A 13,953-nucleotide genomic window follows, 5' to 3' on the forward strand; every position below is an offset into this window, starting at 1 on the left:
AGGGTTGGGTGAGGGGGAAATAAAATAAGGAAATCCTATTTATATCCCCTCATCCCAGCCTTCTCGGCAATTGCTCCTGCATTGCTCTACTACCTACATCCCTGTAGGCATCCCTGAGGGAGAAGGGGCATATGTCTCCAAGTCAACAATATTGTAAATACGCAGGCCGTAGGGCGCGCCGTGCGCGCCAAATTGGTTTAAATACGCAGCTGGATATCCGGTGTCTATCTTTGAAATTGTCAGTTTGGGTGTGGCTGCTCGCTGTAGGAGCGGGCCATGCCCGCGATGAAAGGACGACAATCTGTCGGCCCATGTCGCGGGCGCGGCCCGCTCCTACGGCGTCATTACACTTAACTTGAGCCTTGCCCAACCTGTCCAATTAACTCATATCAAAAATTCTGTCCGGAGCACTTCTTGGTTTTGGTGTTGTAATTTCCGCAATTGATGGGGGCTGTCCAGTCGGCAATAATCGGTTTGCTTTCCGGCAAAAAGTCGGACCAAGCATCGCCGTCGATCAGCTTGTTGGTTTGCCAAACAGTCTGCAATTGGCCGTCATCCTGGATTTCGCCGATTAATACCGGTTTGCTGATGTGATGGTTAGGCAACATTTTGGCGGTGCCGCCGGTCAGGTTCGGGAATTCGACGCCGATGATCGCTTTTTGTACCGCGTCAGGATCAGTCGTACCGGCTTTTTCAACTGCTTTGACCCACATGTTGAATCCGATGTAATGCGCTTCCATCGGGTCGTTGGTCACCCGTTTCGGGTTTTTGATGAAGTCATGCCATTGGCTGATAAACGCGGCATTTTTGGTGGTATCGATGCTCATGAAATAGTTCCATGCGGCCAGGTGCCCAACTAGCGGTTTGGTGTCCATGCCCGACAATTCTTCTTCGCCCACAGAAAACGCGATCACAGGAATCTTTTCTGCGGAAATGCCCTGGTTGCCCAGTTCCTTGTAGAACGGGATATTGGCGTCGCCGTTGATCGTCGAAACAACGGCTGTTTTCTTACCTGCCGAGCCGAATTTCTTGATGTCGGCGACAATACTTTGCCAGTCGGAATGCCCGAACGGCGTGTAATTAATCATGATGTCCTTTTTGGCGACACCTTTGGACAGCAGGTAGGCTTCAAGGATTTTGTTGGTTGTGCGCGGATAAACGTAGTCCGTGCCCGCCAATACCCAACGTTTTACCTTTAAATCGTTCATCAAATAATCGACTGCCGGAATTGCCTGCTGGTTAGGCGCGGCACCGGTATAAAACACATTTTTCGACGATTCTTCACCTTCATACTGCACCGGGTAAAACAGCAGGCCGTTCAATTCTTCGATGACCGGCAATACCGATTTGCGGGAAACGGAAGTCCAGCAGCCGAAGATCGAGGCGACTTTATCCTTGGTCAGCAATTCGCGGGCTTTTTCGGCAAACAGCGGCCAATTTGATGCCGGATCGACGACTACCGCTTCGAGTTTCTTGCCGAGCAAGCCGCCTTTTTTATTCTGCTCGTCGATCAGCATCAGCATCGTGTCTTTCAGCGTGGTTTCGCTGATCGCCATTGTGCCGGACAAGGAGTGCAGAACGCCGACTTTGATCGTGTCTTCGGCGTTTGCCGCGCCTGCGGTAAAGGCCAATGTCGCTATCGCACCGGCAATACCGAGCTTTTGGAGTTTTGAAGATAATCTTTTCATATTTGTCATCCTGAATAGTTAAGAGGGATTAGATCTGCCACTGGAAGCCGAGCTTTACCGCATTGGTGTTTTCGCCTGCGGCAGTTGATGTGTAGTTCAAGCCTTTGGTCATCAGGTCGCCGTATTCCCAGCTCAACGACACTTTGGCGTTGTGGCCGTCGATCACATAGTTCACGCCGCCTTCGTAAGAATTGCGGTTGGAGCTGCCGCCGGGCATCACATTCACGTAACGCACATAGGGCTGAACCTGGCCGATACCGATTTTTTGCGGGAACAAATACATGCCGCTGACGTCATAAGCGTTGCCTTCGAACATCGAGAAACCGCCGCCCGCATTGCGCGAGGCTTGGCTGTAGCCGCCGGAAATCCCGTAGTTTTTGTATTCGCCGTTGACCGTCACCACGCCGCTGTTGGGCAGCACTTTTTCCAGTAGCACATCGACCGCGGTGCCGCGGAAGTTGCCGTGATCCAGCGCGGTACCCGCGCCGTCTTCCTGATATTGGTTGGACACGCCGACGGTCAAGATGTCGCCGCCTTTGCCGTAGTAAGTGCCGGAGGTGTAATAGCCGGGATTCTTCTCAACTTCCCAGAAGTTGTAGGCGAAACGTTGGCTGTATAGGATATTGTCGTCGACATTCGCGCCGCCTCTTAAGCCGCGAAAAAAACCGATCGCATATTGCAGGCGGCCGCTGAATGCAGCACCCCAAAAAGTCGCACCGTCGTCACGGCCGAAAGAACCGGCGGAAGTACCGTCCGATTTAATCGTCAAATTGTAATCGGCAGGCTCGAACGGCGTGCCGGAACTGAAAATATTGTAAATCGCGCTATAAAACGGACCGTTCATTTCGCGGCGTTCGGCCGGAACCAGCATGCGGCCAACCCAAAGATTAACGTACGGGTTGTATTCGATCTTGCCGATCGCATCCAATACCCGGACTTCGCCGCCGTTGCTACAGGTTTGGCAATCGGTATTGAACTCGACTTTCAAATATTTGTGGATCTGGCCGTTGAGGTACAAACGGATATTGTCCAGGTTAAAGTCGTTGCTCCATTTGTTGCCGCTGGCGCCGGCTCCGCTTTCGGCAGCCTGAAAGCTGGTGCGTAAACCCGCGCCGATGCTGACCCATTTGGTGTCGTCAATTTTAAATGTCGCCCCGGCTTGGCTTACCGGCGCATAGCCGGCCGCCAGCGTTAATAAGCTGATTGCCGAAAGAAGTGGCTTGCTTCGTAGTCCGGCCGTTGTTTGTGTAGAATCACTCATGTCAGGTTCCCCAGAATTTAATACGTGATTTGATAGTGCAGCCGGTTTATCCGGATGCAGCCAGGAAGTTGGCTGGGGACGATTATTTTGTCCGGGGCGAATTTGCACAATGCGTCATCTGACTCATCAGTCAAATGACGTATATCCGGCAAACTGCGATTCGCCTACAGTTGCGGAACCTGTCTCACACAATCCGGATTCGTATGAATAAGCCAATACAAGACCCTGCCAGAAGCCTGTTTTTCATCCTTATCGCAATGGCCGGGCTATTAACCGCCTGTGCGCCGGGTTTGGAAAAAAAACCGATGCAAATCGATACCGCAGCGATTAAGCGAATTGAATTCAAGATCGGCACGGTCAAGCAAGCGTCGTTGAAACCGGTGCTGGCCCGTCAGGATGTGGCTGCCCGGATCAGCCAAAATCTGTCCGGTTGGGGTTATCCGGTAGGAGCTAAAGACAATCAGGCTTTTAGTCATACCTTAACCGCTGAAGTTGGCTTGATTGAGCACAGTGGAACACCGCCCGGATTTTCATTTTCTTCCGGCAACTCCGATCCAAGAGCCCTCGATTTTCAAAAAGCCAACGTGCTGCCGATCAGCTGCGAGCTGGCTTCCATCGCTGATCCGAAACAAACGACTTATTTATATATCGACTTTGCGGCCGCGAATTCGACCAGTGAGGCGCAATTGCTCGATCACATCAGCACGGTCTGCTTCAATTTGTTGAGCGAGCTTAAGTGGCCGGATAAATCGCAAAGCCAGCCGTCATCAAGCCTTAAGCCGAGCTGGATACCGGAAGTGCGTATCGAAACCGTCACCAGCCCGGACGAAGCAGGCAAAGCCGATGCGCCGGGCAAGGAAAGGGAAGGCGAGGGCCGAAAGCAGATCATCATTCACAATCAGGGATCGCCGGTGATTTTAAAATTCGGGCATGAAAGGTTATAAAATGAGGAATGAGCGGCTCACTGCCATTAGTTAAGCGTTGTAGGAGCGGGCCATGCCCGCGATCAAGGTGCTACAACGTTGCTCAAATATCGCGGGCACGGCCCGCTCCTACGGTGTCTTGTCTTATTGACGCAATGACAGGACGCGCCGCACCGAAACCAGGAAAATTTCAAAACAAGCGACTGTTATTGGGCGTAGTTAAGATTCATTGCACCAAATTGAATCAATGTTTTTTATGGCTATAGGCTGTTTGGCGTATCGGCTCTGCTAATGATCTTTGGTGTAGATATTGCTTCAATCTAAAAACCGTAATTGGAGTGAGTGAAAGCCGTTCGTGCTGAGCCTGTCGAAGCATGAACGGCTTTCACTCGCGCTCATTTTGTGAGCATTCCAAAACCCCGCTCACCCCATTCGTCAAGCTCATGACAGGCTTCGACAAGCTCAGGGCGAACGGGATTTTGGAATGCTCAACTGCGGTTTTTAGATTCAAGAAATAGTGATTGAGCATATGCAGTGAACAGTTCCGCTGCCTATTGGCGCGCACGGCACGCCCTACGGCACAGGGAATATAATTAATGTTTATCGATCAGAAAATAAGCTTTTATAAAACCCATCGAGGAAACCAAGATCCGACAAAGTGTCTCAAAAATCCGCCGCGACTATAACGCCTGGGTCGCCAACGAAACGCTGGAAGACTATGCGCTGAGATTCGCACCGCGCACATTCCGCAAATGGTCGGAATTCCAGGTCGCCAATACCGCGTTCGGTTCCACCTCGTTCCTGGTTCTGGAAGCCATCGGCGGCTTTCTGTCGATCAACTACGGCTTTACCAACGCGTTCTGGGCCATCCTGACCGTCGGCCTGATTATTTTCATCACCAGTTTCCCGATCAGTTATTACGCCGCCCGCTATAACATCGATATCGACCTGATGACCCGCAGCGCCGGTTTCGGTTATATCGGCTCGACAGTCACCTCGTTGATTTATGCCTCGTTTACGTTCACGTTGTTCGCGCTCGAAGCATCAATCATGTCCCTGGCGCTTGAGCTGTATTTCCATATCCCTATCGCGATAGCGCATATTATCAGCGCGGTTACCGTGATTCCGCTGGTGACTTTCGGGATTACCACGATCAGCCGCTTGCAAATGTGGACGCAGCCGCTGTGGCTGGTGCTGTTGATTACGCCTTATATTGCGGTATTCATTCGCGAGCCGGATTCGCTGATGACGGTGCAGACTTATTTCTGGATTGCCGGCAGCGGCCAAGGCTTTAACTGGCTGATGTTCGGCAGCGCGACCACGATCGCCTTTTCAATGGTCGCGCAAATCGGCGAGCAGGTGGATTTTTTGCGCTTTATGCCTGAATTGACCGAAAAAAACCGGCTGTGCTGGTGGCTGGCTACGATCAGCGCAGGACCCGGATGGATTTTGTTCGGCATGGTCAGGCAACTGGGCGGCGCGTTGCTGGCTCATCTTGCGGTGCGCCACGGCATAGCGCCGGTCCATGCGCATGAGCCGACGCAAATGTACCTGGTCGCTTACGGCGACCTATTCGACAATACCGAGTTGGCCTTGGCGGTCACGACCTTGTTTGTAGCGATTTCCCAGATCAAGATCAATGTCACCAATGCTTATGCCGGTTCGCTGGCCTGGTCGAATTTTTTCTCGCGGCTGACGCACAGCCATCCCGGACGGGTGGTATGGCTGGTGTTTAATGTGTCTATCGCCCTTTTGCTGATGGAATTCGGCGTATTCGGCGCTTTGGAAAAAGTATTGGGCTTATTCTCCAATATGTCGATAGCCTGGATCAGCGCGGTTGCCGCCGAATTGCTGATCAACAAAACCCTGGGCTTGAGCACCAAAGCCGTTGAGTTCAAACGCGCTTACTTGCCGGACCTGAACCCGGTCGGCACACTGTCCACCTTATGCGCCTCTATTGTTTCGATATTGGCTTATCTGGGGCTTTTCGGCGCGTTCGCACAGGCATTTTCAGCGTTTATAGCGTTGAGTCTGGCCTTTATACTGGTCCCGTGCATCGCGCTGCTGTACGGTAACCAACGTTATCTTGCCCGCGACATCAACTTTAATAATCAGGCTAAAGTCAGCCGCTGCACGATCTGCGAAAATCATTTCGAGCGCGAAGATATGGCTTATTGCCCGGTCTATGAAGGCAGTATTTGCTCGCTTTGTTGCACACTGGACTCGCGCTGCATGGATGCCTGCAAGCCGGGCGTACGCTTGGACGATTATCTGCAAAGCCTTGCCGAATGCTGTCTGCCGGGCTGGGTGAATTTGAGCCTTAGGTTGCGTTTGATACGCTTTAGCCTGTTGTTTTTGTTTCTGGCGGTTTTAACCAGCGTATTTGTCGGGATTATTTATTACCAGGATTTATTGGCTGCCGAACGGTATCTGCCTTCGTTCAATCTGCTACTGGCAAATTTCGTAAAAGTTTACGCTTCGTTGCTGGTGTTTATCGGCTTGTGCACCTGGTGGCTGGTCTTGAACGACGAGAGCCGGCGTGTCGCCCATGAGGAAATCGCCAGGCAGACCCAGCGCCTGCTGATGGAAATCGACGAGCACAAAAAGACCGACGCGAAGTTGCAGCAAGCCACCAAAATGGCGGATCGCGCCAATAGCGCCAAAAGCCGTTTCCTGAGCAGCATGAGCCATGAGATACGTACGCCGTTGAACAGTATTGTCGGCTACGCCTATATTTTGCAGAAAGATCCGACAATACCGGCGCACAGACGGCAGGCGGTGGATATTTTAAAGCGCAACGGCGAACATTTATCCGCGCTGATCGAGGATATTCTGGATATCGCCCGCATCGAAGCGCGTAAATTCGAGCTGCGCCAGGAGCCTATCGATTTTCCGGGTTTTATTGAACATTTGGTCTGTGTGTTTAAACCGCAGGCCGAACAGAAGGGGCTGTCGTTTTACTGCCAGATTCTCAACACCTTGCCTCAACGGGTGCGCGGCGATGAGAAGCGGGTCGGGCAAATATTGATCAACCTGCTCGGCAATGCGATTAAATTTACCGCGGAAGGAGAAGTCGTGTTCCGTATCGGTTACAGCTGCGGAGTCACCACGTTCCAGGTCGTCGATACCGGCCCCGGCATCCATAAAGATCAACTGCAAAATATTTTCCAGCCTTTTACCCAATTACCGAATGAGAATTTAGACTCCGGCAGCGGCCTGGGGCTGACCATCAGCAAAATTTTATGCGAAATCATGGGCGGAGAACTAGTGGTCGTCAGCGACCCGAACAAAGGCTCGACTTTTACCGTAAGGCTGCTGCTGCCCAATCTGGGCGGCGAACAGCAGTACATTCAGGAAGAAGACATTGTGGGTTACCGGGGCAAACGCCGGAAAATTCTAATTGTCGATGACCAGCCGGATCACCGACAGCTGATTCTATCCATCCTGGAACCGCTGGGCTTCGGTATGATTGAAGCGGCTTGCGGTGAAGAATGCTTGGATAAAGTTGAAACAACAGCGCCGGATCTTATCTTGCTGGATTTATCGATGCCCGGACTGGATGGCGCCGCAACAGCGCATCTGCTACGGCAAAACGGCAATGCAACGCCGATCGTTGTGTTAAGCGCCAACGCCTATCCGTCCGACCGGCTCAATGCGATTAATGCCGGTTGTAACGATTTCCTGGTCAAGCCGATACAAGTCAGCGAGTTGCTCTACAAGCTTAAACTGCATCTGGGCATGGACTGGATTTATCAGGACGATGAAATTGAACCGCAAAGTTCCAACCTGCCGCCTTCTTTGGATATTATCCAAGAGTTAACCGCTTATGTCCGGATCGGCGATTTGCTGGGACTCAATCAATACCTGACCGGCCTCATTCAGCATCATCCGGAATATACCTATTTTGCGCAGCGGCTCATAACGCTGGCCGGAGGATTCGATATGGCTGAAATCAAAAAACTTTTACAGATCACTCATCAGGAACTCAGCGGCAATGACCGGTAAATTTAACGGAATCGCGATGATTGTCGATGATACGCCGGGCAATCTGGCCTTGTTATCCGATACGCTCTCGGAAGCCGGTTACCGGGTGTTGGTCGCGACCGACGGCTTGTCGGCTTTGGAGCAAATCGCTTACCTGAAACCGGACATTATCTTGCTGGATATTATGATGCCCGGTATTGACGGTTTTGAAACCTGTAACCGGCTCAAATCTTCGCCCGAAACGGCCGACATTCCGGTTTTATTTATGACAGCGTTAAGCGAGCTGGACAACCTGTTGCGCGGCTTCGATGAAGGCGCTGTCGATTATATTGTCAAACCGATTCGCCCGCCTGAAGTGCTGGCCAGGGTCGATTTGCAACTGACACAGGCCCGAAACCTGCGCCGCGTTGAAAATGCGTTAAACAATAGCCCTTTTTCCGCGTTGGCAATCGATTCATCAGGCATCATCACCTGGTTGACGCCCGGCGGCATCCGCTGGCTGGATGAGTTCCTGCAAAAACATGCCTTAACGGGGCAACATGAAATCGGTTCGCCGCTGCCCAAGCCGATGCAGGAATGGGTTAAACAGCTTGGCGATAAATCCGAAGCGTTTGAAAGCTATCGGGTCGGAACCGGTTTTTTAGCAAAAATAACAGCGTGCCAGAATACAGGCGAATATCTGCTGGTTTTGGAGAAGCATTCCGGAGAGTGGGATCTTGATTGGGTAAGAACTTCCTTGGGCCTTACTGTGCGTGAAGCGGAAATTCTGATGTGGATTTCCAGAGGCAAAACCAATAAAGAAACGGGCCTTATTCTGGGCAGCAGCCCGCGTACGATTAACAAGCATCTCGAACATATTTTTGAAAAGTTGGGCGTGGTGACCCGTGCGGCGGCAGTTTCAATGGTATTGCAGCGGCAGCATTAAGGATATGGCCATTAATAATTTCGGGCAACCGCGTCAAGCCGATCATGCTTAGACAGGCTCAGCACGAACGGCTTGACGATAGAAGACAGTGATTTTGGGAAGCTATTTTTCATCGAGTTCTAAGTCAGACCATCATGTTTTGAAGCAGCCATGCTTTCGGTTAGTGTTGAAAAACCCGCGCCTGTTTGGCTCATATCGGACAATGGGGAAAGAATGGTAGAATTGCCGTTTTTGCGCAATCCGAGAACCTCTCTTAACCATGTCTAATACCACAAAGCTTCCCGTTGAATCACTGAAACTGCATGTCGATTTGACGGGCTTTGAGTTCCCAACCGCACCTGATTTGCCCGATACCATTTTGGGCCAGTCTAGGGCCCAATCCGCACTGGAGTTCGGCGTTGCGATGAGCAACCCCGGCTACAATATTTTTGTGATGGGCGAGCCGGGTTTGGGCCGGTTGTCGATGATTACCAATCATCTGAATGCCGAGGCAAAAACGCTGCCCGCGCCGCCATCCTATGCCTATGTCGATAATTTCGATAACTCAAGAGAGCCGGTGGCCGTTGAGCTACCCGCAGAGCATGGGCAGATACTCAGCAAAGACATCGAAAAGCTGATCGATAACCTGCTGGCGACTTTTCCGGCTGCATTCGAAAGCCCGACTTACCAACAAAAAAAGAGCGCTATCGAGCGCCATTATAATCAGCTCTATAACAATGCGATCGACTTGGTCGATAAGAAGGCCTTGTCCTTGGATATTGCGTTATTCAGGGAAGGCGAATCGATTTCTTTTGCGCCTATCCGGGACAACAAGGCACTGAATGAAGACCAATTTGCCGAATTGCCGCTGAAGGAACGGGAAATCTTTCACAGGCATGTCGAGGAGCTGGAAGAATACCTGAGCGATGTCTTGCTGGAATTGCCCCAGTGGCGCAGGGCGATGGTCGAGAAAATCAAGCAGCTGGATAATGACACCATCAGTCTGGCGATAGAGCCGTTGTTTGCCGAACTGAACGACAGCTACCAGAATATCGATGACGTGATCACTTATTTGGCGGAAATCGAAAAGAACTTAAGCAATACCATTGCCGATTACCTGATGCCGAGCCGGACGCCGGAGCCGCAAGACAATACCACTGCAAAACGGCTGTTGTTGACCGAGCTGTATGCGCCGAATATCCTGGTCGATAACAAGCAGGAAAGCGGCGCGCCGGTTATTTGCGAGCCGCACCCGATTTACCAAAACCTGTTCGGGCGCATCGAATACGTCAGCGACCAGGGTACATTGGTCACTAATTATCGCCGGATTTGCGCCGGTTCATTGCACAAGGCCAACGGCGGTTATTTAGTTCTCGATGCTGAAAAGCTGCTGACCTACCCGTTCGTTTGGGAAGGCCTTAAACGCGCACTGCAATCCGGCCTGATTGAAATCGAATCGCCATATTCCGATTTGGGCATTAACACCATTACGCTCAAACCCGAAGTCATTCCGCTGAACGTTAAAGTGATTCTGGTCGGTTCCAGGGATGTGTACTATTTACTCGAAGAATTGGATGACGAATTTAACGAGATGTTCAAAATCCTTGCCGATTTTGACGATTACATCCCGCGCACCGACGAGTCGATGCAAAGTTTCATAAAGCTGATGATCAAGCACGCCGCAGATTCCGGCGCCAAACCGTTAACACAGCCGGCGATAGAATGTCTGATCGAGCACAGTTGCCGAATTGCGGAAAACCAGCATCATTTTTCCGCCCGCATCAAAGATTCGCTGGAAATTATCGCCGAAGCCAACCTGTTTTGTAAGCGGGACGGCCGGCCGGTTTGCGACCGCTCACATATAGAGCAGGCTTTGGCCGCAAGAGATCATCGTAACGGCAGAATCCCCGAGAACATCCTCGAAGAAATGCTGGTCGGCACCATACTGATCGATACTGAAGGCGAGGCGATAGGCAAGGTCAACGGCTTGACCGTGCTGGAAGTCGGCGGCAGCAGCTTCGGCGCGCCGGTGCGGATTACTTCCAGCGTTTATCCGGGTTCCAGGGGCATCGTCGACATCGAGCGGGAGGTGGAACTGGGCCAGGCCATTCACTCCAAAGGCGTGATGATCTTGACCGGCTATCTGGGCCACACCTACGCCCAGCAATTCCCGCTGGCGATTTCCGGCAGCATCGCGATCGAGCAGTCCTACGGTTATATCGACGGCGACAGCGCCTCGCTGGCCGAACTGTGCTGTCTTATTTCGGCGCTGACACGGACGCCGATCAAACACAGTTTTGCGGTGACCGGCTCAATCAACCAGTACGGCGAAGTGCAGGCGGTAGGCGGCGTTAACGAGAAAATCGAAGGCTTCTTCAGACTGTGCAAGGCGCGAGGCCTTGACGGGCAGCACGCCGCGATTATTCCGGCTGCCAACAAACGCAACCTGATGCTGAAACAGGAAGTGATTGATGCGGTGGCCGAAGGCAAGTTTGCGATTTATGCGGTGTCCTGCGTCGATGAAACGCTGGAATTATTGACTGGGGAACCGGCCGGTGTGTTAGATAGTTACGGTTTTTATCCGGAAGGGAGTATTAATGCTAAAGCTATTTCCCGGTTGAAGGAGATTTCGGATATGGCTACGGATGAGGATGATAAGGAGGAAGGGGTTTAGTTTAGTGGGTAATTAATTCACCACGAAGACGCGAAGAGCACGAAGTTTTGTAGGCCGGAATAAGGCGATCCAAGCGCGTAGCGCAAGGTGGCGTTTCCGGCGAGCTGGGGTAGTGTTTGCCGGAAACGCCGGTTTTTGCTATCGCTCGAACCGGCTTATTTCGGCGTACTGGGCTGGGGTTTTGTTGCTTTTTTTATCATACAAGTCGAGTTGACCTGTGCGAAAGACAGTGCAGGCCGTTCACTTTCGCACTAGGTTTAAGAGCCGTGAATGTATACAAATATAGGTCGGGCGATAAAGCCACATTCGAAAGGGACTTGTTTTCCCTAGTCGAAAACTATTTCTGGGCTTCAACGCGATTTGAGTTAAATGATCCTTGCGAGGGATTGTTTTCCCAAGATGTGCTTGATACTCAGCTGAATCTAATTGAAAAGCTATCTACAAGAAACCACCCGAAGGCGGCAGAAGCGTTTATTGAGGTAAGGAAATCAGTTTTAGAGGTGGTAGCGTTCTCGGAAAAGTCCGGGGTTTATTCTTTGAGCACTACTGCAACTGATGAACTGTTGTGGGCACACTATGGAAATGCACACAAGGGTTTCTGTATCGAATACGATATGGATTATCTAATCGATTTTACCAAGATAGAGAATCATAAAGTGCCTGTTTTGTATAGTAGCACCCCGCCAAAGCTGGATGTTTCCGATATTTCTAACATTAATCTGGATCGAATGCTTCAAAAGCTATTGGGGACAAAATCTAAGAAATGGGAGTATGAGAAGGAAGTAAGGATTGTAACGTCTAACTCAGGGGGGCAGAGCTACGATTATCGGGCTGTCAAGGCAGTATATTTTGGATTACGAATGCCAGAAGAGCTTCAAGATAGAGTTATGCGGGAGCTGTCCGGGCGGGGAGTTAAGTATAATAAAATGAATATGGCAGATGACTACAGTTTTTTTCCACTGCCATTAGAAGATGCGTATGTTGACGCTCAAAAATATAAGTACAGCATTGCCCCAATATTGGATTGGGCCATAACACCCGAATATGTCAACGAAAAATACAAGAAGTTCGTTAATTATTTGTTCAAGGCGGCAGAAATTGTGCGCCGCGAGCCATATTGCAATGCGGTGGAGATGGTTGAGTTTAGTGTCGAGAAAAGCAGCCCAGAAAAACCTGTGATATTTGCTCAATACAAAAGAGATGAGAATAGATACGTAAATCACTACTTAACGTTGCCGGAAATTGATGAACAGTATGCAAAAATCACGGATTTGGGAAACTAGCCTCAAGCGGGACGGGGTTTGTAACCCATATGCGCCAACTTAAGATTAAACATATCAAATCATGCTGGCGTCAATTTCAATTTATTTGCTAGCCGCGTAGATACTCTGTTTGAAGTCAATCATATTTCATTGATTTTTAGCTATCCGACAGATGCCGGAATTGCATAAAAACGGGTGTTATCGAAAGGCTTATCGTGCTTCAACATGCCATGGATGGCATGGAGCAATTTACGCATGACTGCGCAGAGAGCCTGCATCTTTTCCTTACCGTTAGTCACCACTAGATGCTCGAAATAAGCCCTGACGTGTGGATCATGTTGATGGGCACTCAAGGCTGGCATATAAAGGGCTGCACGAAGATAACGGTTACCGGCTTTGGATACTCGCGTTTTCTTATGGACACTTTTACCCGAGTCGAAAGCCTTGGGATCAAGGCCCGCAAACTTCACCCATTCCCGATGGGAAAGGTCTGGCGGCAACCATAACAGTTCGCCCATGAGTGCAATGGCGCTGGTTTCGGCAATGCCTTTGATACCGGTCAGTAGCTCCAGTACCCGTTCAAGTTCGGGATATTTGCTGATCAAGACCAGCGCCTCAGCCGTTAAGCGGTCGATACGTTTTTGCAATTGAATGATAGCCAGTTTAGCATCGCGCAATACGGCTTTGGGAGTTTCCTGAGTCGCTGTTAGGGCATGTAAATGATTCTTTGCGGCCGCTTTTTGGCCGGTTAACGAATTAATCCTGCGGGAGAAACAGCGAAGAGCTATCGTCTCATTGGCTGGGCGAGTCCAAGCGACGAAGTCCATCCTCGCTGCGTATTCGGCCAAAGTGTTGGCATCGACAGCATCAGTTTTGCTATTTCTCATCAACACCTTAGCAAAATTATGAGAAGCTTTTGGATTAACCACCATCAGCAACACCCCTGCATCATGCAGGGCGACTGCCAAATCAAAGTGGTAGACCCCGTAGCTTCCAGGCAAACGATGATGCCAGGTAACTTAGACAGCTTTTTAACCAATCGGGCGCGGTCAACTGGGGTGTTGGTGAATTTTTGTGGGTCGAATGACTTACTGTTCTTCCGGACAACCAGAATCAATTCTTCAGAACCGACATCAATGCCTGCTTGTAGCGATAGCTTTGATTCATGATCATTTTTATTAATTTTAATGGTCGTCATAGGGGTTTGTCTGAATGGGTTAAAGAAAGTAGACTGTTCATCGGTTCCCCGACCCTGCA

At 50.6% G+C, this 13,953-nt stretch carries 9 protein-coding genes; 5 read left to right on the forward strand and 4 right to left on the reverse strand.

Annotated elements, in window-relative coordinates; genetic code table 11:
- Nucleotides 1-389 precede the first annotated feature (389 nt).
- The gene (urtA, locus tag V7051_RS05315) at nucleotides 390-1,688 is read right to left on the reverse strand and encodes an urea ABC transporter substrate-binding protein (protein ID WP_333873954.1); all 1,299 of its coding nucleotides are present in this window, start codon (nucleotides 1,686-1,688) and stop codon (nucleotides 390-392) included.
- Between the two features lie 28 nt (nucleotides 1,689-1,716).
- Entirely contained in the window at nucleotides 1,717-2,949 is a 1,233-nt protein-coding gene (locus V7051_RS05320; RefSeq protein ID WP_333873953.1) for a hypothetical protein, read from the reverse strand.
- Between the two features lie 203 nt (nucleotides 2,950-3,152).
- Between V7051_RS05320 and V7051_RS05325 the strand changes: the two genes are divergently transcribed.
- From V7051_RS05325 to V7051_RS05345, 5 genes are all read left to right on the forward strand, one after another.
- The gene (locus tag V7051_RS05325; RefSeq protein WP_333873952.1) at nucleotides 3,153-3,893 is read left to right on the forward strand and encodes a hypothetical protein; all 741 of its coding nucleotides are present in this window, start codon (nucleotides 3,153-3,155) and stop codon (nucleotides 3,891-3,893) included.
- A 930-nt stretch (nucleotides 3,894-4,823) separates the two neighbouring features.
- On the forward strand, nucleotides 4,824-7,877 hold the full coding sequence (locus tag V7051_RS05330) for a hybrid sensor histidine kinase/response regulator (protein WP_333873951.1): 3,054 nt from the start codon (nucleotides 4,824-4,826) through the stop codon (nucleotides 7,875-7,877).
- Nucleotides 7,867-8,781, forward strand: coding sequence for a response regulator transcription factor (locus V7051_RS05335; protein WP_333873950.1), 915 nt, complete (start codon nucleotides 7,867-7,869; stop codon nucleotides 8,779-8,781). The genes V7051_RS05330 and V7051_RS05335 overlap by 11 nt, the downstream gene beginning before the upstream one ends.
- A gap of 259 nt (nucleotides 8,782-9,040) precedes the next feature.
- Nucleotides 9,041-11,434, forward strand: a complete 2,394-nt coding sequence (locus V7051_RS05340) for a Lon protease family protein (RefSeq protein WP_333873949.1) — start codon at nucleotides 9,041-9,043, stop codon at nucleotides 11,432-11,434.
- 266 nt (nucleotides 11,435-11,700) lie between these two features.
- Complete coding sequence (locus V7051_RS05345; protein WP_333873948.1) at nucleotides 11,701-12,717, forward strand: DUF2971 domain-containing protein; 1,017 nt, start codon at nucleotides 11,701-11,703, stop codon at nucleotides 12,715-12,717.
- A gap of 140 nt (nucleotides 12,718-12,857) precedes the next feature.
- On the opposite strand, the gene V7051_RS05350 is transcribed toward V7051_RS05345, so the two are convergent.
- Both V7051_RS05350 and V7051_RS05355 read right to left on the reverse strand, forming a co-directional pair.
- Nucleotides 12,858-13,628: a transposase gene (locus V7051_RS05350; protein ID WP_333873978.1), complete on the reverse strand. Its 771-nt coding sequence runs from the start codon at nucleotides 13,626-13,628 to the stop codon at nucleotides 12,858-12,860.
- A complete protein-coding gene (locus V7051_RS05355; RefSeq protein ID WP_333873947.1) occupies nucleotides 13,628-13,894 on the reverse strand; it encodes a hypothetical protein in 267 nt (88 codons plus the stop codon). The genes V7051_RS05350 and V7051_RS05355 overlap by 1 nt, the downstream gene beginning before the upstream one ends.
- Nucleotides 13,895-13,953: the final 59 nt, after the last annotated feature.

Source organism: Methylobacter sp., assembly GCF_036845245.1.
GTDB lineage: Bacteria > Pseudomonadota > Gammaproteobacteria > Methylococcales > Methylomonadaceae > Methylobacter_A.